Genomic DNA, 20926 nt, shown 5'->3' with positions numbered 1-20926 from the left:
CTCTGCAGATGATACCTCTTGAGCCAACAGGTCAAGGTCTTCCTCAAGAGTCGTTATTTCAGTTTCATCATCCAGTAATGCATTAAAGTAGTCATCAAGTGCTTGTTCACTGGACAGCACATCATTACTGCTCATCGAACGCCAACCTCTCCAGGTAAATCAGTAGCTGTTTATAGGCAAACACACCACGGCTACCAGATGCAAAATGCGAAGCTGGCAAGTGCTTTAAACTGGCATCGCGGAACTTAGTATCAATAGGCACCGCTGAGGTCCACACTTGATTTGGGTAATCTTTTTTCAGTTGCATCAATGTCTGCAATGACGCTTTCGTGCGCTTATCGTACATGGTTGGGACGATAGTCACTTTGAAACCGCCCGGGCGAGATTTTTGCATAATGGTTAGCGTACGCATCATGCGCTCTAGACCTTTCATCGCCAAAAACTCTGTTTGAACAGGAATCAAAATTCGGTCACTGGCTGCCAACGCGTTCACCATCATCACGCCAAGGATTGGCGGACAATCAATCAACACATAGTCATAGTCTTGTGAGACAGTTTGCAGCGCCCGTTTTAATATTAATCCCATACCACTGCGATTACCCATTACGCGATCAAGCGTGGCAAGGGACATATGCGCGGGAATGATATCCATTCCTTCCAGCTCTGTTTCTAAAATCAACGGTTTAACCGTCTCACGAGAAAACGTCTTCAACTGGAATAAATCAAATAGGCTCGAAGTTACTGCATCAGGATCATAACCGAGATAAGTAGTCAGTGAGGCGTGAGGATCAGTATCAACCATCAATACTCGATGGCCTTTCTGGCTCAATAAGCCCGCCAATGTCACTGTTGAGGTGGTTTTACCCACGCCTCCTTTCTGGTTTGCTACACTCCAAACAATCATGATGAATCCTAAGCTAGGCCAACTTCCACCAACATGCGTTCAGCAATGCGGTCAAGCGGTAAATCTTCTGAAGAAATGCCTGCTTTAGCAACCGCTTGGGGCATGCCATAAACAACACAACTTTCTTCATCTTGTGCCCAAATAGTTGAGCCTGAAGACTTCAACATGCGAGCGCCCTCACGACCGTCTGCACCCATGCCTGTCAACACTAAAGAGAGCACTTTGTCGCCATATACTTTTGCGGCAGAACCAAAAGTCACATCCACACATGGTTTGTAGTTCATGCGGTCGCCACCATCAATAATGCGAAGACGAGCAGCGCCCGCTCGTCCATCCACCATCATTTGTTTCCCACCTGGTGCAAGGTATGCCACACCGGGCTGTAACACATCGCCATCTTGTGCTTCTTTCACTTGAATCTTGCACAAGGTGTTCAAACGACTGGCAAACGCAGCAGTAAACGTTGCTGGCATGTGTTGAATCAATACAATCGGATGCGGATAGTTCATCGGCAAACGCGTCAGAATTTTTTGTAGAGCAACGGGGCCACCTGTTGATGTGCCAATTGCCGTCAGTTGATACTTCTTACCAGAAGCACGGTACTTTGTCGCAGCAGGTCGAGTTGGTGTTGGAGTCACAGGTGAAGCCGTTCTTGAACCTAATGATCGAGTAGTCGTGCTGGTACTCGCTGTTGGGCGAGCGATAGGTCGACGCATGAAAGCGCGCTTCGAGGCAATCTGAATCACACGCTGTTGAAGTAATGACACCGCTTCTTCACGGTTACGCGCAATGTCCTCAAACTTTTTCGGTAAGAAGTCCAATGCGCCCGCATCTAGCGCATCAAGCGTAGCTTTCGCCCCGTCGTGGGTCAGGGACGAAAACATTAGAATTGGCGTTGGAGCAGCGGCCATTATTTCACGTACAGCTGTAATGCCATCCATCACTGGCATTTCAATATCCATCGTGATGACGTCAGGTTTGAGAGATTTGGCTTTCTCAACCGCCTCTCTACCATTTACCGCAACGTCAATCACTTCTAGGCGCGATTCTGAGTTGATGATTTCGCTCACGCGACGTCGGAAAAAACTCGAATCATCAACGACTAGTACTTTAATCGCCATCTTATTCCTTTTAATAACGTCAGCTTTGCTTAAAGGCGTGAAGCCGCAGCATATCGCTTAAGTAAATCAGGCACATCTAGAATTAATGCAATATGGCCATCGCTAGTAATTGTCGCACCAGCCATACCTGGAGTGCCTTGTAATAGATTATCGAGTGGCTTAATAACCACTTCTTCTTGACCAATAAGCGTATCCACAACAAAACCAACGCGCTGGTTACCAATCTGTACAATCACCACGTGACCGTGACCAGTACGCTCTTGAACGTTTTGCGATTTGGATGCCAACCAGTTTTGTAAGTAAAATAGTGGGATAGATTTCTCACGCACAATGATCGTCAGCTGACCATCTACCACGTTTGTACGACTAAGATCCAAGTGGAAAATTTCACTCACCGAAGCCAGTGGTAGAGCAAAAGGATGACCGCCAACACCAACCATCAGAGTCGGTAAAATCGCTAACGTTAGTGGTACTTTGATCGTAATCTTAGTGCCCTTGCCTAGCTCAGAATCGATATCGATTGAACCGTTTAAGGTATTGATCGCCGTCTTAACCACGTCCATACCCACACCACGACCAGAAATGTCAGAAATTTTATCTTTACTTGAGAAGCCAGGTGCGAAGATAAGGTTGAAGCACTCTTTATCTGTTAAACGTGCCGCCGCATCTTCATCCATCATGCCACGCTTCACCGCGATGCCACGCAGTTTGTTCGGGTCCATACCGCCACCATCATCTACGATGGATAGTTCAATATGGTCCCCTTCTTGCGATGCTGACAAAATCACTTTACCTGTGCGTGATTTGCCTGCCTTCGCGCGTGCGTCTGGCATTTCAATACCGTGATCAACCGAGTTACGCACCAAGTGAATCAACGGATCGGCCAATGCTTCTACAAGGTTTTTATCGAGATCGGTTTCTTCACCGCGCATTTCTAGCACGATGTCTTTATTTAGGTTACGAGCCAAGTCACGGACAACGCGTGGGAAACGGCCAAACACTTTCTTAATTGGCTGCATACGCGTTTTCATTACCGCGCCTTGTAGATCCGCAGTTACCACATCAAGGTTAGCGACCGCTTTGGACATCTCTTCGTTGTCGCTATTCAAACCAAGGCTTAGTAGGCGGTTACGCACCAATACGAGCTCACCCACCATGTTCATGATGGTATCAAGCGTCGAGGTATCAACACGAACGGTTGCTTCAGCCTGAGGTTTTTTAACCGCTGGTGCTTTGGCTTCTTCTTTTACCGCGACTGGTTTAGATTCTGGCTTTGGTGCTGGCGCTGCTTGAACAGGTGCTGGCTTAGCAACAGGCTCAGGTTTCGCAGGGCTTTGCTCTACGTTTGCTGAAGCAGGCTTCGTTGCCATGTCCAATTCTTCTAGCGTTGGGCCTTTACCTGAACCATGTAGCTCATCGAGTAACTTTTCGAACTCTTCGTCCGTCATTAAGTCACTGTCTTGATTTGATGAAGATGCCACTGGAGCGGAAGGCTCTGCCGCTTTAGGTGGCTCTACTGGTACGGATGCAGATGCAGCAGCCTCTGCCGTAGAAGGGCTTTTTCCTACACCGTGCAGTTCATCGAGTAAGCGTTCAAACTCATCATCAGTGATATCACCACTTTCAACTGATGGTGCACTCGATTGAGGCGGTTCAGATGGCGTTGTAGGTGTCGCAGACATTGAGTTGCCTGGCGCTGAACCTTTACCATGAAGCTCATCCAATAGCTTTTCGAATTCGTCTTGGGTAATTTCATCAACAGAGCCGACACTTGATGGTGCTGACGGTGCAGCAGGTTCTTCGATGATAGGCTCGGGAATAATAGGTTCTGGAGTAGCCACTGGTTCTTCAACTACGGTTGCCGCTACTTCATCTTCTGACTCAGGTTTGCATAGACGATGAAGTTCTTCAAGAAGCTCAGGGTCCGCAGCTTCTAACGGCTCACGATCTTGAACAGCCTGGAACTGGGTATTAACCGTATCCAAGGCTTTTAGCATCGTATCCATTAAGTTTTGCGTTACCGTGCGTTGACCGTTTCGTAAAACGTCGAACACGTTCTCCGCACCATGACAAGTATCGACTAGCTCTGCCAATGAAAGGAAGCCGGCACCGCCTTTTACGGTATGAAACCCGCGGAAAATAGCATTAAGTAAGTCTTTGTCTTCTGGGTTATTTTCCAATTCAACCAACTGCTCAGAAAGCAGCTCGAGAATTTCCCCAGCCTCAATGAGAAAGTCCTGAAGAATATCTTCGTCTAAATCGTAGCTCATACGTTACCTTTAAAATCCAAGACTGGACAACAAGTCATCGACTTCGTCCTGCGATGAAACCGCATCTTCTCTCAGTTCTGGATGAAGAATCGGGCCTTCGGCTTCGCTTGTTTGTGTATTCTTTTTATCTGCCGGTTCTGACAAAACTTGAATATGTTCTTCAAGTTTATTTCCAGAGAATACGGTTAGGATTTCCACTAAGCGGCCTTCAACTTCATTAACCAACGTAATTACGCGGCGAATGATTTGGCCAGTTAGGTCTTGGAAGTCTTGCGCCATGAGAATTTCGGTCAATTGGCCGCGCAATTCAGTGCTGTCACCTTCGACTTGCACTAATAGCCCGTCGATTCGGTGACACAGTGCTTTAAATTCGCTTAATTCTATGCGCCCGTGCATGAGTTCATTCCATTGAGGACGAACTTTTAGAAGGCAATCATGCAGGTTGTCAGCGATAGGAAGGCAGCAGTCGACCGCATCCATTGTTTTGTTGGCTGCAAGCTCTGTCTTCTCGATCACATAATTGAGACGATCCCTAGCATTAGGGATTTCGTCTTTCGCAATTTCGGTCATGCGCTGATCGAGACTGAACTGCTTGAGTGATTCGTGAAGGTCTCGAGTTAACGCTCCAATTTCTTGCAGCATTGGGTTATCGGCACCTTCGTAGATCGAGGCAACAAGCATATTGGCTTGGTCTTGTTCCCCGTTTTCTAGCATTTGAACGAGTGACTTCGCCTGCTCTAGTGAGATCATTCTGAATAGACCCTTTTACGTTTAGTTCTTCTTATCACTTTGAAAACGCTAAACGAGTCATTTAATAGGTATTTAATAATTGGTATGAATGACTCGAATAACAAAGAGAAAGAGAGAGTTATAAACGCTCGAAAATTTTATCTAATTTTTCTTTTAATGTTGCAGCAGTAAATGGCTTAACAATGTAGCCGTTTACACCTGCTTGAGCAGCTTCAATGATCTGCTCACGCTTCGCTTCAGCCGTGATCATTAGAACTGGCAGATGCTTAAGTTCTGCATCCGCGCGGATGTGTTTAAGCAAATCGATGCCTTGCATACCTGGCATGTTCCAGTCAGTTACAACAAAATCGAAGTCACCTTTTTTCAGCATTGGTAATGCGGTTAAACCATCGTCCGCTTCTTGAGTGTTATTGAAACCCAAGTCACGAAGCAGGTTTTTAACAATACGGCGCATTGTTGAGAAATCATCAACAATAAGGATCTTCATGTTTTTATTCAAAATTGCCTCCACTGAATCGTAAAATCAGTGTTTTTAGTCATTTTGTGTCCACGCACTGAGCTTGGTACGTAAACGTTGCATCGCTTGACTCAGTATTTGACTTACGCGAGATTCGCTTACGCCTAACACATCGCCAATTTCTTTCAAATTGAGTTCTTCATCATAATAAAGCGAAAGAACCAAAGCTTCACGCTCTGGAAGCTGTTTTATTGATTCAACCAGTGCTTTTCGAAATGATTCATCAACTACCCCTTTGAATGGGTTGCTGTCATCGGTTTCATCCGCTGGTGAAATCACATCATCAGAAACGCCTAAATCTTCAATACCGACTAATTTTGAGCAGTTGATATCGGTAAGAGCACTATGATATTGATCCAGTGTCATACCGAGATGCGTGGCTACTTCAGAATCAGTAGGATCTCGATTTAATTCGCCTTCCAGCTCCGCAATCGCTTGGTTAATCTCTCGATTATTTTTATGAACAGAACGCGGTACCCAATCGCCTTTACGCATGTCATCTAACATTGCGCCACGAATACGGATACCTGCATAAGTTTCAAAGCTCGCACCTTTAGAACCATCATAATTCTGCTGAGCTTCGATAAGACCGATCATGCCGGCCTGAATTAAATCCTCTACCTGAACACTCGGCGGTAAACGGCCTAGTAGGTGGTGAGCAATGCGCTTAACCAACACTGAATAACGTTCAATGAACGCCTGCTGGCTATTAAATTTGCCATGTTGGTCATAGGTTATCGCTTTATTCACCAAAAGGGTCCTCTGCGAATTCGGTACGATTTAGCAACCTTTCCACAAAAAATTCCAAGTGTCCACTTGGTGTTTTCGGTAGTGGCCACGTCAACGCTTTGTTTGCTAGTGAGCTGATAGCTAAAGCAGCAGGCGAGCGTGGGAACGCATCAACGACAATTTTTTGTCTTTTTACAGCCTGTCGTACTTTATCATCTAATGGAATACATGCTACGAGTTCAAGGCTAACATTCAAGAATCGCTCTGTGACTAGTGTCAACTTTGCAAACAATTCTCGCCCTTCACGGTAGCTTCTGACCATATTTGCTACAACTTTAAAGCGTTGAACTTGGTGTTCTTTACTCAACAGCTTGATTAATGCATAGGCATCTGTGATTGACGTCGGTTCATCACACACAACTACAACCACATCTTGAGCTGCTCGCGAAAAACTGATTACCATGTCAGAGATACCAGCAGCGGTATCAATCAGCAGGACATCCATTTCGTCTTCAAGACTACCAAATGCTCGAATGAGTCCAGCATGCTGAGCGTGAGAAAGCTCTGTCATGCTCTGTGTGCCAGAAGTTGCAGGAATTATCTTTATACCATAAGGCCCTTCGACAATCGCATCTTTTAGCTCACATTCACCCGCTAAGACATGTCCTAGATTACGTTTTGCACGAATTCCGAGCATCACGTCCACATTGGCCAGACCTAAATCAGCGTCGAGAACCATCACCTTCTTGCCTTGGCGAGCCATACAAATCGCCAGACCCAGTGTTACGTTTGATTTCCCCACACCACCTTTGCCGCCAGTAACAGCAATCACTTTGGTCAACGATGGTTGTGTTAAGCGACGGAGGCCGCTTGCTTGATCGTGTATCATATTCTCAGTCATAGTAGTCCGCCGCCTTAGAGTCCTTCACTGTCACTGTTCCAAAAGTGAGGTTCGTTCTCTGTCGACTTCTCTAACAGTTCATTTGCTTTCGCAAGCATATATTTTGGTTGCGCTATCACAATGTCTTCTGGTACGCGCTGACCATTAGCGATGTAAGCTACTGGCATTGCGTTTTGAATCACTACACTGATGAATTCGCCTAGGCTTAATGACTCATCAAGCTTCGTCATAATACAACCCGAAAGTGGTATACGTCGGAAGTGATCCAGCGTTTCTTGTAGAACACGACGTTGTGCGGTAGCCGGCAAAACAAGGTAGCTGTGAATCACTTCTCCGCTCTCTTGCATTAGAGTGTCGAGCTGCTCGGAAAGCCTCACATCTCGTTGCCCCATCCCTGCCGTATCGACCAAAATCAGTCTTCTGTTTCTTAGCTGATATATAACATCGGCTAACTCGTTAGAATCTTTAGCAACTCTTACGGGACAACCCATGATTCTTCCGTAAATTGAGAGCTGCTCATGTGCACCTATGCGATATGTATCTGTTGTCACAAGGGCCACATTGTCGGCACCGTATTCCATGGCTGCGCGTGCTGCGAGTTTCGCTACGGTTGTTGTTTTCCCAACCCCCGTCGGACCCAACAATGCGACTACGCCACCACGTTTTAAAATGTCCTGTTTAGGAATATTGATTTGATCCGCCACCAGCGACAATAACGCTTTCCACGCTCGCGCTGGCTTTGTATCTTCCGGGATATAACAGGCCATCTGGTCTGCTAACTCCGGAGAAACGCCCATTCGCTCTAAGCGCTTAATCAGCATCGCTCTTAGCGGCTCACGGCGTTCTACTTCTTGCCACATCAGGCCAGAAACTTGGTGCTCCAACAGACGACGAATTGACGTCATCTCTTCGCGCATGCTTTCTAGCTCATCGGCCGATTCGCCACGCTCATCGCTTGGGCGACGTCGGTCATAGCGCGTCGGGTCCAGCTTGGGCGTCGGACGTTCAAATCGATTGTCCTGTGCGATTAGCTTCGCCAAAGGTGAATCTGGTTGATATGGCGCTGGCTTTTCTTGGTTGTAGCCGTCGCGATGCTTATTTTGGCGTTGCAGCAAAGCCGAGAGCGAATCTTCATTTTCCGCTACGTGGTCGTCAGCATCTGCTGCACCACCGCTATATTGCTTAAGCATATTAGCGAATCGCTGCGTCATTGAGCCTGTTTTTTCATTGTTACTGTTATTACTGTTCAGGCTAATTTTATCTTCATCTAAATGACGATCTTGGTAACGATCAGCAGAAGACGATGACATTTGACGATGTTCGTTATAGCGATTCGATTGAGAAGCACCGCGATTTTGCTGTGACGCTGCGCTTGCTTGAGACGGATTAGATTCACTATCTATCGCCGCAACAATCGCTACTCCACCAGCCACTTTCTTGTTTGACATGATCACCGCTTCCGCGCCTAACTCCTCTTTCACTTGGAGCAGCGCCGTTCTCATGTCTTTGGCAAAAAATCGCTTTATTTTCAAACTATGAATCCATTAATGATGCGTGAGATCAGTTACCCACGGCTTGCACAATTCTGATCTGTTTTTCATCCGGGATTTCTTGGTAAGACAGTACCCGGAGATTAGGTATTGTGTTCTTCACAAATTTCGCCAACGTCGAGCGTAATACACCAGAAGTAAGCAGAACGGCAGGTTCGCCTTTCAGTTCTTGTTCCTGTGTCGCTTGGCTTAGTGAAGATTGCAATCGCTCAGCGAGTCCCGGTTCAATCCCCGCGGATTCGCCTCCTGATGCTTGCATAGTTTGATGCAATATTTGTTCCAGTTCGGGGATCAAAGTAATCACTGGTAACTCAGGCTCTATACCATTGATTTCTTGAACAATTAGACGTTTAAGACTAATTCGAACTGCTGCCGTCAATATGTCAGCTTCTTGACTCTTACTTGAGTACTCAGCCAAAGTTTGAACAATCGTGCGAATATCGCGGATTGGAATGGCCTCGTTTAACAAGTTTTGTAGGACTTTCACCACCACACCTAATGGTAATTGGTCAGGAACAAAGTTCTCGACCAACTTAGGCGCGCTGCGTCCTAACATTTCTAATAAATTCTCTACTTCTTCATGACCAATTAGCTGTGACGCGTTGTTGGTCAATAGCTGGCTCAGGTGCGTCGCTAATACCGTTGATGAATCAACAACCGTATAACCCAGAGCCTGCGCGTGCTCACGCTGATCTTCTCGGATCCATACGGCTTCCAGTCCAAAAGCAGGGTCAATGGTTGGCTCACCATCAATCATGCCATACACCTGACCTGGGTTAATCGCTAGCTCTTGATCCGGACGAATCTCTGCTTCGCCCACCGCAACCCCCATCAATGTAATTCGGTAACTGTTTGGGGTCAGCTCAAGATTGTCACGAATATGAACCGCTGGAATTAGGAACCCAAAATCTTGCGATAACTTTTTACGCACGCCTTTTACGCGCTCTAACAGTTCCCCACCTTGGTCTCTGTCCACCAAAGGGATTAAGCGATAACCGACTTCCAAGCCAATAATATCGACTGGCTGGACGTCATCCCAAGACAGTTCGCGCTGTGAGGAAGGTTCTGTACCTTCGTCTGCTGTTGCTGGTAAAGCGGGCTCTTTCGCTTTCTGCTTCTGCCGTTTGTCGATGAAATATGCCGCTGCACCGGCCGCGACTGCCAGGCTCAAAAACGCAAAGTGTGGCATGCCCGGTACGATGCCCATCACACCAAGAATAGCCGCAGTAATCATCAGCGCTTTTGGGTTGTCGAACATCTGGAAGACCAGTTGTTCCCCCATGTCTTCATCGGTGTTTTGGCGCGTCACCATCATTGCCGCTGCAATCGACAGCAATAGCGATGGGATTTGTGCGACCAAACCATCACCGATTGTCAGTAAGGTATAGATTTCAATCGCTTCACCGAAACCCAATCCATACTGCGCCATACCGATCGACAGACCGCCGACGATGTTGATAAACAGAATCAAAATACCGGCAATCGCGTCACCTTTTACGAACTTCGAGGCACCATCCATCGAGCCATAGAAATCCGCTTCTTTGGTCACTTCAAAACGACGAACTCTTGCCTGCTCTTGGTCTATCAATCCGGCATTCAAGTCGGCATCAATCGCCATTTGCTTACCCGGCAACGCATCAAGCGTAAAGCGAGCACTTACCTCAGAGATACGACCCGCACCTTTGGTCACCACCATAAAGTTGATGATCATTAAGATGAGGAAAACCACTAGGCCGACCGCGTAGTTACCACCAATAACGACGTTACCGAACGCCTCAATTACGTTACCTGCCGCATTACCGCCTTCATGACCATGCAGTAAGACGACACGAGTCGAGGCAACGTTCAAAGCCAAGCGGAGCAACGTGGCGATCAGCAATACCGTTGGAAAAGCAGCGAAGTCCAAAGGGCGACGTGTGTAAACGGTCACTAACAACACCACCATCGACAGCGCGATGTTAAAGGTGAAGAACATATCCAGCAAAAATGCTGGAATCGGCAGTACCACCATCGCTAGGGTGGCCAAAACCATCACCGGAGCACCAATAGCTGGCATTTCACGTTGAGGGATTCGTGGCAATTTATCTGCAAACGGCAGGCTTAACTTCATACTGCGAGAGATCTCAATCGATTGAAGCGTCACGTAAGCTCTTACTATTAATACGCGACCGCTTTAGCCTAAAAGTTTAGGTAGGGTTGATAATTAAAGCGTTTTAAGCAATCTATGTACCATAATTAGCGCCAAAATAATGACTAAACACTCAAATAGAGCTTAGCTTTTGATCAAACGAGCTTTTTTAAGGCTTTACCGCTTTTCGTATCAATGACGGTGCTCGGGCGGGATTGGCAAATCATAATCTTGAATTTTCGGGCGCTGTCCACCTCGTTTTCGGTATTGCTTCAATTGGAATACAAATGCCAAAACCTGAGCGACGGCAGTAAATAACCCATCGGGGATCTCTTGCTCGAGCTCTGTCGTGTGGTACAACGCACGAGCCAAAGGTGGTGCGGGCACAATCGTAATGTCATGTTCGCGTGCGACTTCTCGAATCTTCATCGCCATGTGGTCAGTACCTTTAGCGATCACGACTGGCGCACGGTCTGTCTTCTGCTTATAACGAAGCGCTACCGAGAAGTGCTCTGGGTTAGTAACAATAACATCAGCTTGAGGAACATCCGCCATCATTCGACGTTGAGCCGCTTCCCTTTGCAACATACGAATACGGCCTTTCACTTCCGGCTTACCTTCAGTCTCTTTGTATTCGTCTTTGACTTCTTGCTTGGTCATTTTTAACTGATCAGCGTGCTGCCAGATTTGAAATGGAATATCGATGGCAACCACAATCAATAGCGAGCAACTGATCAGCAAAATAAAGTTCAGCAAAATATCTAAAGCATGGAAGATGTTTTGCGGATACACATCCATGCTCAATTGAATCAGATCGGCCTGTGATGCTTGGATCAAATAGATGGCGACACCGGTGACCAGAACCACTTTAAGGATTGATTTGATCAACTCTACCCAGCTTTGCATTCCAACCATTCGCTTTAAGCCGCTAAGCGGATTCATTTTCGACAGCTTGGGCATGGCTGCTTGGGCAGAAAAACTGATTCCTCCCACACCTGCTGCTCCAATCATGGCGGCGGTAAACAATGTCGCTAACACCAAAAATAGTGGGAACAACAAATCACTCATCGCGCCCAAAGCGATATCAAACAGTTTTGCAGTATCGAAAATCTCTTCTCGTTGAAGATCAAATAAACGGCTCATGATGGAAAACAATGAACGTGCTAACGCCTCTCCAAACCACATCAATGAAATGGCGCCAACGATCAGCACAGATGCTGATGCGAGCTCTTTAGATCGAGCGACCTGCCCCTTTTCTCTGGCTTGTTGTAACCGTCGAGGCGTGGCTTCTTCGGTGCGTTCCTGACCGTCTGATTCTGCCAAATCTTAGCACTCCAAGCGAATAAGCCGACAAATCTGCGCCTCACCCACTGTCCAGAACATTTCATAATGACTGTATAGACCAGCCAGTATGTACCAACAAAGTAATAGACCCACCATCAAAGCAAAAGCAAAACCAAGCGAGAAGATATTCAGCTGTGGTGCGGCACGGGTCATTACACCAAACGACAAGTTAATGGTCAGTAGCGCAATAATGCCAGATAGAGACATACTCAGTGCCGTTTGGAACATAATACCAAGCCAGCCTGCCATTTCACGGAAATCAACCGCGTTGAGCGAGCCGGAGCCAATCGGCAAAGTTTTAAAACTGAACACCACCAATTGCAGCATTTTTAAGTGTCCATCGGTGGCAAGGAAAAACATTGTCGTTAAGAACATGAATAACTGGCCAAGCAATGGCGTGTTCTGACCATTTGCGGGATCAACCATAGAAGCAAAGCCCAAACTTGATTGCATACCCAATATTTGACCAAGTAGGACAAAGGTTTGAATCATAAATTGAGTAACCATACCCATCGCTATGCCGATGATCATTTGCTCGGCAATGGTCATGAAGCCACGAAACGAGAGTAGCTCAATGTCTTGAGGTACAGCGGGGATGGCTGGCATGACAGCGAAAGTGATGGCTAAACCGAGGTAAAGGCGGATTCTTGGCGAAACAAATCGGGCCCCGGTTACTGTCATCACCATCAACATAGATGAGATACGAACATAGGGCCAGAAGTAGTTTGCGATCCAATCTAAGACAACGCTAGTGGGGTACTCCATAGGCGCCTCTAATAAAGCACCTGAGGTAAGCGTTCAATCAAGCCATAGAAATATTCCATCAACATTTGCGTCATCCAATGCCCAAACAGCATCAGGGCCAAAAGCGTGACAATCAAACGCGGTAAGAAGCTCAATGTTTGTTCGTTGATGGATGTCGCAGCTTGAAAAATCGCAACTACAAGGCCGATCAGCAAGCTTGGGATGATAATAGCGCAGACCATGATAAGCACCATCCAAAGTGCTTCACGGAAAAGCTCGACAAACATTTCTGGTGTCATGTCTTATCCTCTATCTGCGCTTATCTAAAGGGCAAAGCTGCCCGCAAGTGTCGAGAGTATCAAGTTCCAACCATCGACCAATACGAACAACATCAACTTGAACGGCAACGAAACAATCATTGGTGACAACATCATCATACCCATTGCCATCAGTACCGAAGCGACTACAAGGTCAATAATCAAAAACGGCAAGAAGAGCATAAAGCCAATTTGGAATGCAGTTTTTAGCTCTGAGGTGATAAAAGCCGGAATCAACACCGCCATCGACACATCTTCTGGATTCTCGACTTGCTCTCCTGACATGGTTACGAACGTCTCCAAATCTTTGATTCGGGTCTGCTTAAGCATAAATGCTTTCATTGGCGCTTGTGCAGCATCAAACGCTTCTCGCGCCGTAACTTGCTCGTTCAAATAAGGCTGAACAGCTTTGTCGTTGATTTCGTTCAGGACAGGAGACATAACAAAAAAGGTCAAAAACAGCGCAATACCAATAATGACCTGATTAGAAGGCGTTTGTTGCAAACCCATTGCCTGACGCAATATCGACATCACCACCACAATTCGAGTGAACGAGGTCATCAGAATCACCATGGCAGGCAAGAAGCCAAGCATGGTCATTAACGCTAAAATTTGTAGTGTAACCGAGTAGTCTTCACTGCCATCAGGGTTCGTGGTCATGGTGAATGCTGGAATACCACCGCCACTAGAAACGGACATAGCACGGCTAGCACCAGTATCACTTTGCATAGCCTGAACTGTAACACCACTTCCATCGGCTAAGTTATCTGGCAGCGCTGACTCCTCTGCTTCAGCAAAGGTAAATGAAGAAAACAGCACGCCGACAAAAAGTAACGACGTACTCAGGAGCAAACGAATTGGATTACCCTTTGTCATGTTTTTTGATCAGCTGGCTAAATTGAGTCGCAAAAGCATTGGTCGCCAACTCTTCCTCTTTCAGTGGCTTATCTAACTTGGCTAAAGTTTGGATCGATTGGCTAGTAATCCCAACCAAAAACTGTTCTTCACCCACTTGAACTACTGCGATTCTTTCTTTTGTACCCACTGGCAACTGACTCACTATACGCAAGCCCTTTTGTTGTCCCATCGCTGGCACTTGCATACGTTTCAGCAACCAAGCCAGCAAAAGAATCACGCCGATTACAAGCACAAGCGAGCCAAGTGTCGTCGCAAGATCCAGATTATTTGGTGCGGCAGCAAATGCATAAGGAGCACTTAGCATTAAGCTCAGTGCTCCAGTGATTTGCTTCAATCGCATTTTGATTGAACGACTCATCTTAACGCAGCTTCTTAATTCGTTCAGTTTGGCTGATCACATCCGTCAAACGGATACCAAACTTATCGTTGACGACCACGACTTCGCCGTGAGCAATCAAAGTACCGTTAACCAATACGTCGAGCGACTCACCGGCTAGACGATCCAACTCAACAACCGAACCTTGGTTAAGCTGCAACAGGTTCCGAATGCTAATTTGAGAACGACCGACTTCCATCGAAATCGTCACCGGGATATCCATAATAGTGTCGAGTTTACGACGCTCATCTTCGCTAATTGGGCTTGAAGTGTCTTTTAGCTCTTCCAGTGGCGCAGCCAATACTTCATCTACGTCTACAGAAGGGGCAGACGGGTCTTCGCCAAGAGCGGCTGCCCATTCGTCTGCTAGCTTTTGATCGTCACTTGGTTCCATTTTTCTATCCTGTGTTACGCCTAACTCATGCCATAGCATGTCTGTTTAATAAGGTATCTTAATGGTCTATATCGTCTTCACTCTCAAGCTCGGACATGATGTCTTTACCTAAGAAAGCTAAATCTGTTTTGACGACATGTGGGCGCTCAATTTCCTCAGAAATTTGCACCGCTAATTTGTCTTCCGATCGACCCATTTTTACGCGATAGGTCGGTAGGTCTTCCACAAACATCGTCGCATGTTCTGGCATTTCAATCGGGATGATATCGCCCGGTTGCAGCTCCATGAGATCACGCAAAGAAATGTCTTTTTCGAGCAAGTTCACGCGGAAGTTAACCGGACAATCCATGATCTCTTCACGTAGTGCTGAGCTCCAGCGAACGTCCGTTTCCATCTTGTCAGACTGAACACCTGCGTCCAATAGTTCACGGATAGGCTCAACCATGGAGTAAGGCATAACGACATGAAAATCGCCGCCACCGCCGTCAACTTCTATATGGAATGAACTCACGACAATCACTTCTGTCGGGCTGACAATGTTTGCCATGCTTGGGTTTACTTCAGAGTCGAGATATTCGAACTCTACCCCCATCACTGGCGACCACGCTTCTTTATAATCTTCAAATACAATTTTCAGTAACAACTGAATGATGCGGCGTTCCGTTGGGGTAAATTCGCGGCCTTCGATTTTGGCGTGAAATCGACCATCACCGCCAAAGAAGTTTTCTACCAGAATAAAGACTAAACGAGCCTCCATGGTGATCAACGCAGTGCCTTTTAACGGACGAAAACGCACCATGTTCAAACTGGTTGGCACGTACAATGTGTTCTGGTATTCACCAAACTTCATCATCTGCACGCCATTGATCGACACCTCTGCCGTTTTACGCAGCATATTAAACAGACTAATACGCATGTGCCGTGCGAAGCGCTCGTTGATAAGTTCGAGCGTCGGCATTCGACCACGTACGATTCTGTCTTGCGACGAGAAATCAAAATTGACGGCACCCTCAGTGTCGTTTTCTATCGGTTCATCGACGTCATCAACATCGTCAACCCCATGCAATAGCGCATCAATTTCGTCTTGGCTTAATAGATCGGTCACGTTTTACCTATTGAATAACAAAATCTGTAAACAGTACTTTTTCAATCACTGGCTTACCGACCGCAGCATTCAGCGCTGCTTTGATATCTTCGGAAGCACGATCGCGCAACTCCACTCGTCCTGTAGGAGAGCGCAATTGATCAACCGTCGCGGAAGCAAACGTTGATAGCATAGAGCTTTCAATCAGTGGCGAATGATACCGCGCCAACTCTTCATTTTCTGCACCGCGAACCATTAACTGCGCTTTAATTTGAACCAGCCTATCGCGGCTATCCCCAGTAACGTTAAATACAAATGCCTGAGGAAGATTCACATACGCGATGGGCGCAGTATCCGATGCCTTCACTTGAGCCTGTTGAGACGATTCAGCCTGAGCAGGTTCATCAGAGCCCATTAGAAAAAATGCCGCTGCCCCGCCACCAAGTAGTAATACTACAACAGCGATGATGATGATAAGTAACTTGCTTTTTCCTTTCGGCGCATCGGCCCCTTGTAACTGTTCTTCTGCCATTCTTGTCTCTTATTGTTCTTTTGAGTTACCAAGACGTTTTAGTGAGTTGCTTGGTAACCATATTCCATTGCCGTTAAACGGCCTTTTATGCGTAAAAACTAATTCCATCACGCTTTGAAGCGACATTCAAATCCAGATTGACATCAGATTCAAAACCCTCTTCGGACTGTCCAGAAAAACCGCCACTTTGCGCGCTTTGACCATGTTGTTCAGCAGTATACCTACCTTGCTGTTGCCCGCTGTTTTGTTGCTGGACGGAAGAATCAGCCAGCTGCATACCTTGTTGCGCTAGCATTTCTCTCAAACGAGGGAGCGTCTGTTCAATAATGTCACGAGCTTGCGGGTTGTTCACTGTAAAATGTACATTGGCAACGTCATTATTCATGGTCATACGAATTTGCATACGACCTAACTCTGGTGGATCAAGACGAATATCGAGATTTTTCAGATTCTTCGACATCATCATTTGCACTTTTTCCGCAACTTGCTCGTTGGCTAGCTCTTTAGTTAGTTGCAACGGAAGCTGAGCTTGTTGTGCAGCATCAATACGCGCTTGTTGCTGCACATTAATTCCTTGCTGGCCTGCCATAGCCTGAAGCTGTCCAGCGAAGCCATGTTGGAGGTCCGGCTTATCTTGTTTATCCGCAGTCGCCTTTAGCGCACCAGTCGCCAATGCTGCGTTCATTACTTTCTGGCTAATCTCTCCGTCTTTCACACCTTGAAGCGACGTCGGCACTTGCGCGGCTATCAACATATCGGGCGTTGGAGATAATGCGACTTTTTCTCCACTATGAGCAGTTTGTGGCTGGGGTACTTGAGCCGCTGTATGCTGGATTTGCTGAGACACTGCCATAGGTCCAGCCTGGCGAGTTAAATTATGTTGTACTTGTTGCTCTGCGAGAATCTGTTTAATGTCATTAGGGAGCGCAACAAATTGGGCAAGGTCTTGCTCAGGAATATCCGCCGTGATCCTTCCTTGTTTCAACCCTTCAATGATCTGAGCTTCTTGCTGAGTCAGTGGTTTTCCTTGCGCCAACTTAGTATCTATAACTTCAAGTTCATCCAAGGAGACTCGTGGAAGCGCGTCGATGTTGGAACCATCAACGTCTGTTAACAACGGCGACAGATCATTAGCTACTTCACCACTGACTGCGCTCTTAGCCGTCGGATGGCTGGCTTGTTTCGCTAGCTCTTGCCAAGCAGCAAACTCAGGCGAAAGTTTGTCGACATCGATAGGTTGACCATTCTTATCTAAAATTGGCTCTAAGTCTTGTCCTGGGATCATCTGTGCTTGTTCAAGCGAATGAACTGATGGCGTTTCATTCAAAGCCAGCTCATCAAGGTGTGTCGAAACGGTTGCTTGCTCGTGGAACGAATGCACTAAATTCGCGCTCTGAGGCAAAACTTTGCCACTATCGATGGATGCATTACTCGCATTCAGGGTTTGATTCGCTTGTTCAATTCGACCAAGAAGCTGTTGTCCTTCGCCCATCGTGCTTTTTACGTCCATTGTATTTGATGGGTTACTCGTATCAATTGATGTTGATTTCACTTTTTCAATAGCTTCAACATCATGCTCCAAAGGTGTGCTGTTACTCGCCTTTTGTAAACTTACTTCTTCACTTAAGGTTGCATTCGGTTTGTTTGCTGATATTTCATCAAAATCATGGGTCCCGTCACTGACGGATTCTTGGCTTTCTTGCGCCAACAATTCGTCCGAGACGTTAGCAGAAGAAGTACTGCCTACATCCGCTCTTTCTTTTTCTTCAACCACTGTCGATTCTGTTGCTACTTTTTCGGGCTTTTGTTTACCAGCAAATGCATCGGTTAACGTTTCTAAAAATCCCTTGCTCTCAGTGCTCTCTGCGGACGCTTTAGCGGACACATCAGAAACTGGCGTCTTGGTAGTCGCAGATACATGGGACAAATTCACACTCATTTAGAAACTCTCGTTCTCGTGGCTCTGAGCGTATCGCTGACAGACAGCAATACTGGCGGCAAACAAAGGTCAAAAAGACCCGACACTGACAGCTAAAATGCAAAAATCACACCACAATATTGAGCCAATTCTCGGTAAGCTAATAGATGGCATGTTTATGGAACAAACATCAACAGTACTATCCGAGAACCTGGTTCCTAACATGATGTACAGCTACTTGATTGACTTTGAAAAACGATAAGCGTAAACAGACATTTGACTTAACAATTAAGGAATCACTTTGAAGATCACAGAATTACGCCAATATAGAATCAGAGCAGGCAAAACAGAACAGTGGCTAAGTTGGATGAAGGAAGAACTGTTGCCCTATCAACGTTCACAAGGCATGCGTGTACTGAATACTTACGTCCACACTGGTGATGATGGACATGACTATTTTGTTTGGCTTAGAGAGTTCGACAATGAACAAGCACGCCAGGCTCTCTACGAAAAAACATACAACGAGTGGTGGGTTCGCGAGATTCGACCGAAGGTGTTTGAGTTAATTGAACAAGACTCAATCAAAGTTACCTTACTTGAATCGGTAGAGATGTAGTCAGCTGCAACACCGTAATGCAATATCGAACCGATAACGTTTAGAAACGATGTGGTTTTCGACTGTAAAGTAAGGTGGAAAACTCGTCCATTTGCTTTTGTTCGCGCTTAGCTTCAGCAAGTTGTTTCTCTTTTTCGCGTTTGTCTATCATCCACTCATAGGATTTGCGTTCTTTACGCACGGTTAACCAATATTCTTTACAGTTTTCAACCTGCTCTTTGAAATGACTTTCTGCTTGCTTTTGCTTAGATAAAGTTTCATCTAGCTGGGTAAGGAATCGATTTAAGTGTCCATATTGACTTGCCGTTAGGCCCGCCTGACCACGGTCGACGAGTTGCTGGCAATAATCAAGCCGATACTTTTCAATTTGTTCAACCTGACGGTAATAATCTTCGAGTTCAGAACGCGCTTTGTTCAGTGCAAGCACAGCTTGGTCTTCACGATCCTTAGTTTGCTCAAGTAGAAACTCCATCGCATTATTCATGCGCTATCACCCACCCAAAATGTTTCTAAGCATATTGACGCACATATCGTATGGCACCGATTCTTTCATGCTCTGCTGCAAGTATTCGTCTAACTTCGGTTTCAAAGTAAATGCGCCATCAATAGCAGGATCGGTACCCGGTTTGTACGCTCCAATCGAGACCAAATCTTGATTCTTGCGACAAATAGACAAGACCTGTCGCACCGCTTTTGACATCAAAACGTGCTCTTCAGTCGTGATTTGCGGCATAACACGGCTCACCGACTTCTCGACATCAATCGCCGGATAATGGCCTGCATCCGCCATTTCACGAGAAAGTACAATATGGCCATCAAGAATGGCTCGCGATGCGTCCGCTATCGGATCTTGCAAATCATCCCCTTCGGTCAACACGGTAAAGAACGCCGTAATCGAGCCTTGTTCGGCACTTCCATTACCCGCTCGCTCAACCAGCGCTGGCAGCTTGGCAAATACAGAAGGCGGGTAGCCTTTCGTCGCTGGCGGCTCACCAACAGAAAGTGCGATTTCACGCTGTGCTTGTGCAAAACGAGTCAACGAGTCCATCAATAGCAGAACATCTAACCCTTGGTCCCGGAAGTATTCAGCAATCGTTAATGCCGTTTGGCACCCCTTTAAGCGCATTAGAGGTGAAGCATCGGCAGGCGCCGCGACCACCACTGAGCGGCGACGACCGTCCTCACCCAAGATCTCTTCGATGAACTCTTTAACTTCACGTCCACGCTCACCTATCAGGCCGACGACCACAACCTGTGCGGTGGTGCCTCGCGTCATCATGCCAAGCGTGACCGATTTACCCACACCAGAACCTGCAAACAGACCGATACGCTGACCTTTACCAACCGTCAACAAACCATTGATGGCTTTTAGGCCAACATCGAGCGGTTCAGAAATTGGCTTTCGAGCCAACGGGTTGATTGGTTCGGCATTAAAAGAGGCACGGTGATCGGTATACAAAGGGCCAAGTCCATCAAGTGGATTCCCAACCCCGTCTATCACGCGCCCAAGTAATTCCATGCCGACGGGTAAACCAGCGTCACTGGTTAAAGGGGTGACTCTCGCGCCAGGTAAAATGCCCGTAATTTGTTCGCTTGGCATTAAAAATAGGTTGTCACCTGAAAAGCCGACAACCTCGGCTTCCATCTGACCTGACATGGTTTCCACTAAGCATAAACTGCCAATTGGTGCGCGACAGCCGGTCGCTTCCAACGTTAACCCAACCACACGCACCAGTTTGCCAGAGGCGACAGGGCGCGTCGTAAGGCCTTCAACTTTGTAGCTTTTTAAGCGGTCAGCGAGTGCTTGCATGGA

At 46.6% G+C, this 20926-nt stretch carries 22 protein-coding genes and 1 pseudogene; 2 read left to right on the top strand and 21 right to left on the bottom strand.

The window, feature by feature from the left end; all coding sequences use genetic code 11:
- The 19 genes and pseudogenes from R8O70_RS13980 to R8O70_RS13890 form a co-directional block, all read right to left on the bottom strand.
- Nucleotides 1–135 (bottom strand): annotated as a pseudogene (locus tag R8O70_RS13980) (chemotaxis protein CheW); the annotation flags it as partial.
- Nucleotides 125–904: a ParA family protein gene (locus R8O70_RS13975; protein ID WP_005380505.1), complete on the bottom strand. Its 780-nt coding sequence runs from the start codon at nucleotides 902–904 to the stop codon at nucleotides 125–127. The pseudogene R8O70_RS13980 and the gene R8O70_RS13975, both read right to left, overlap by 11 nt.
- A gap of 8 nt (nucleotides 905–912) precedes the next feature.
- Nucleotides 913–2025, bottom strand: coding sequence for a protein-glutamate methylesterase/protein-glutamine glutaminase (locus tag R8O70_RS13970; protein ID WP_005380504.1), 1113 nt, complete (start codon nucleotides 2023–2025; stop codon nucleotides 913–915).
- 29 nt (nucleotides 2026–2054) lie between these two features.
- Complete coding sequence (locus R8O70_RS13965) at nucleotides 2055–4295, bottom strand: chemotaxis protein CheA (protein ID WP_053306690.1); 2241 nt, start codon at nucleotides 4293–4295, stop codon at nucleotides 2055–2057.
- 9 nt (nucleotides 4296–4304) lie between these two features.
- The gene (locus tag R8O70_RS13960) at nucleotides 4305–5045 is read right to left on the bottom strand and encodes a protein phosphatase CheZ (protein WP_005380502.1); all 741 of its coding nucleotides are present in this window, start codon (nucleotides 5043–5045) and stop codon (nucleotides 4305–4307) included.
- Nucleotides 5046–5163: 118 nt separating this feature from the next.
- Nucleotides 5164–5532 carry a chemotaxis response regulator CheY gene (gene cheY / locus R8O70_RS13955; RefSeq protein WP_017635949.1) on the bottom strand — a complete coding sequence of 123 codons (369 nt, stop codon included), beginning with the start codon at nucleotides 5530–5532 and terminating at the stop codon, nucleotides 5164–5166.
- A 45-nt stretch (nucleotides 5533–5577) separates the two neighbouring features.
- Entirely contained in the window at nucleotides 5578–6312 is a 735-nt protein-coding gene (locus R8O70_RS13950) for an RNA polymerase sigma factor FliA (protein ID WP_005380499.1), read from the bottom strand.
- Nucleotides 6305–7192, bottom strand: coding sequence for a MinD/ParA family protein (locus tag R8O70_RS13945; RefSeq protein ID WP_005380498.1), 888 nt, complete (start codon nucleotides 7190–7192; stop codon nucleotides 6305–6307). Before R8O70_RS13945 ends, R8O70_RS13950 begins: the two co-directional genes overlap by 8 nt.
- Before the next feature lie 14 nt (nucleotides 7193–7206).
- A complete protein-coding gene (gene flhF / locus R8O70_RS13940) occupies nucleotides 7207–8724 on the bottom strand; it encodes a flagellar biosynthesis protein FlhF (protein WP_064354227.1) in 1518 nt (505 codons plus the stop codon).
- A gap of 28 nt (nucleotides 8725–8752) precedes the next feature.
- Entirely contained in the window at nucleotides 8753–10852 is a 2100-nt protein-coding gene (flhA, locus tag R8O70_RS13935; RefSeq protein ID WP_025998722.1) for a flagellar biosynthesis protein FlhA, read from the bottom strand.
- Nucleotides 10853–11062: 210 nt separating this feature from the next.
- A complete protein-coding gene (gene flhB / locus R8O70_RS13930) occupies nucleotides 11063–12193 on the bottom strand; it encodes a flagellar biosynthesis protein FlhB (RefSeq protein ID WP_005380490.1) in 1131 nt (376 codons plus the stop codon).
- A 3-nt stretch (nucleotides 12194–12196) separates the two neighbouring features.
- Nucleotides 12197–12979, bottom strand: coding sequence for a flagellar biosynthetic protein FliR (fliR, locus tag R8O70_RS13925; RefSeq protein WP_005384463.1), 783 nt, complete (start codon nucleotides 12977–12979; stop codon nucleotides 12197–12199).
- An 8-nt stretch (nucleotides 12980–12987) separates the two neighbouring features.
- Nucleotides 12988–13257, bottom strand: coding sequence for a flagellar biosynthesis protein FliQ (gene fliQ, locus R8O70_RS13920; RefSeq protein WP_005380488.1), 270 nt, complete (start codon nucleotides 13255–13257; stop codon nucleotides 12988–12990).
- Nucleotides 13258–13281: 24 nt separating this feature from the next.
- The gene (gene fliP, locus R8O70_RS13915) at nucleotides 13282–14151 is read right to left on the bottom strand and encodes a flagellar type III secretion system pore protein FliP (protein ID WP_104979599.1); all 870 of its coding nucleotides are present in this window, start codon (nucleotides 14149–14151) and stop codon (nucleotides 13282–13284) included.
- Nucleotides 14138–14551, bottom strand: a complete 414-nt coding sequence (fliO, locus tag R8O70_RS13910; RefSeq protein WP_005380480.1) for a flagellar biosynthetic protein FliO — start codon at nucleotides 14549–14551, stop codon at nucleotides 14138–14140. Before fliO ends, fliP begins: the two co-directional genes overlap by 14 nt.
- A gap of 1 nt (nucleotide 14552) precedes the next feature.
- Nucleotides 14553–14963 carry a flagellar motor switch protein FliN gene (fliN, locus tag R8O70_RS13905; RefSeq protein WP_005380479.1) on the bottom strand — a complete coding sequence of 137 codons (411 nt, stop codon included), beginning with the start codon at nucleotides 14961–14963 and terminating at the stop codon, nucleotides 14553–14555.
- Nucleotides 14964–15021: 58 nt separating this feature from the next.
- Nucleotides 15022–16068 (bottom strand): flagellar motor switch protein FliM, encoded by a 1047-nt coding sequence (gene fliM, locus R8O70_RS13900; RefSeq protein WP_005380478.1) that lies wholly within the window; start codon nucleotides 16066–16068, stop codon nucleotides 15022–15024.
- A gap of 7 nt (nucleotides 16069–16075) precedes the next feature.
- Nucleotides 16076–16579 (bottom strand): flagellar basal body-associated protein FliL, encoded by a 504-nt coding sequence (fliL, locus tag R8O70_RS13895; RefSeq protein WP_318184217.1) that lies wholly within the window; start codon nucleotides 16577–16579, stop codon nucleotides 16076–16078.
- A gap of 85 nt (nucleotides 16580–16664) precedes the next feature.
- On the bottom strand, nucleotides 16665–18518 hold the full coding sequence (locus R8O70_RS13890; RefSeq protein ID WP_238970033.1) for a flagellar hook-length control protein FliK: 1854 nt from the start codon (nucleotides 18516–18518) through the stop codon (nucleotides 16665–16667).
- A 97-nt stretch (nucleotides 18519–18615) separates the two neighbouring features.
- On the opposite strand from R8O70_RS13890, the gene R8O70_RS13885 reads away from it, so the two are divergent.
- Nucleotides 18616–18759: a hypothetical protein gene (locus R8O70_RS13885; protein ID WP_005394314.1), complete on the top strand. Its 144-nt coding sequence runs from the start codon at nucleotides 18616–18618 to the stop codon at nucleotides 18757–18759.
- A 39-nt stretch (nucleotides 18760–18798) separates the two neighbouring features.
- Nucleotides 18799–19113: an NIPSNAP family protein gene (locus R8O70_RS13880; RefSeq protein WP_005380475.1), complete on the top strand. Its 315-nt coding sequence runs from the start codon at nucleotides 18799–18801 to the stop codon at nucleotides 19111–19113.
- 40 nt (nucleotides 19114–19153) lie between these two features.
- On the opposite strand, the gene fliJ is transcribed toward R8O70_RS13880, so the two are convergent.
- Both fliJ and fliI read right to left on the bottom strand, forming a co-directional pair.
- Nucleotides 19154–19597, bottom strand: a complete 444-nt coding sequence (gene fliJ, locus R8O70_RS13875) for a flagellar export protein FliJ (protein WP_005380474.1) — start codon at nucleotides 19595–19597, stop codon at nucleotides 19154–19156.
- A 6-nt stretch (nucleotides 19598–19603) separates the two neighbouring features.
- Entirely contained in the window at nucleotides 19604–20923 is a 1320-nt protein-coding gene (fliI, locus tag R8O70_RS13870; protein ID WP_005384474.1) for a flagellar protein export ATPase FliI, read from the bottom strand.
- Between the last annotated feature and the right edge of the window lie 3 nt (nucleotides 20924–20926).

It is taken from the genome of Vibrio sp. 779(2023), assembly GCF_033344285.1.
Taxonomy (GTDB): domain Bacteria; phylum Pseudomonadota; class Gammaproteobacteria; order Enterobacterales; family Vibrionaceae; genus Vibrio; species Vibrio alginolyticus.
This window is presented reverse-complemented; position numbering and strand designations above follow the sequence as displayed.

Excerpts from the sequence above, each read along its gene's own strand:
- fliQ (WP_005380488.1), bottom strand. The coding sequence starts at position 13,257 with ATGACACCAGAAATGTTTGTCGAGCTTTTCCGTGAAGCACTTTGGATG.
- R8O70_RS13970 (WP_005380504.1), bottom strand. The coding sequence starts at position 2,025 with ATGGCGATTAAAGTACTAGTCGTTGATGATTCGAGTTTTTTCCGACGT.
- fliN (WP_005380479.1), bottom strand. The coding sequence starts at position 14,963 with ATGGAACCAAGTGACGATCAAAAGCTAGCAGACGAATGGGCAGCCGCT.
- R8O70_RS13975 (WP_005380505.1), bottom strand. The coding sequence starts at position 904 with ATGATTGTTTGGAGTGTAGCAAACCAGAAAGGAGGCGTGGGTAAAACC.
- R8O70_RS13960 (WP_005380502.1), bottom strand. The coding sequence starts at position 5,045 with ATGATCTCACTAGAGCAGGCGAAGTCACTCGTTCAAATGCTAGAAAAC.
- fliR (WP_005384463.1), bottom strand. The coding sequence starts at position 12,979 with ATGGAGTACCCCACTAGCGTTGTCTTAGATTGGATCGCAAACTACTTC.
- cheY (WP_017635949.1), bottom strand. The coding sequence starts at position 5,532 with ATGAAGATCCTTATTGTTGATGATTTCTCAACAATGCGCCGTATTGTT.
- R8O70_RS13885 (WP_005394314.1), top strand. The coding sequence starts at position 18,616 with ATGCAAAAATCACACCACAATATTGAGCCAATTCTCGGTAAGCTAATA.
- fliP (WP_104979599.1), bottom strand. The coding sequence starts at position 14,151 with ATGACAAAGGGTAATCCAATTCGTTTGCTCCTGAGTACGTCGTTACTT.
- fliL (WP_318184217.1), bottom strand. The coding sequence starts at position 16,579 with ATGGCAGAAGAACAGTTACAAGGGGCCGATGCGCCGAAAGGAAAAAGC.
- flhA (WP_025998722.1), bottom strand. The coding sequence starts at position 10,852 with ATGAAGTTAAGCCTGCCGTTTGCAGATAAATTGCCACGAATCCCTCAA.
- fliO (WP_005380480.1), bottom strand. The coding sequence starts at position 14,551 with ATGAGTCGTTCAATCAAAATGCGATTGAAGCAAATCACTGGAGCACTG.
- fliI (WP_005384474.1), bottom strand. The coding sequence starts at position 20,923 with ATGCAAGCACTCGCTGACCGCTTAAAAAGCTACAAAGTTGAAGGCCTT.
- R8O70_RS13945 (WP_005380498.1), bottom strand. The coding sequence starts at position 7,192 with ATGACTGAGAATATGATACACGATCAAGCAAGCGGCCTCCGTCGCTTA.
- fliJ (WP_005380474.1), bottom strand. The coding sequence starts at position 19,597 with ATGAATAATGCGATGGAGTTTCTACTTGAGCAAACTAAGGATCGTGAA.
- R8O70_RS13890 (WP_238970033.1), bottom strand. The coding sequence starts at position 18,518 with ATGAGTGTGAATTTGTCCCATGTATCTGCGACTACCAAGACGCCAGTT.
- R8O70_RS13965 (WP_053306690.1), bottom strand. The coding sequence starts at position 4,295 with ATGAGCTACGATTTAGACGAAGATATTCTTCAGGACTTTCTCATTGAG.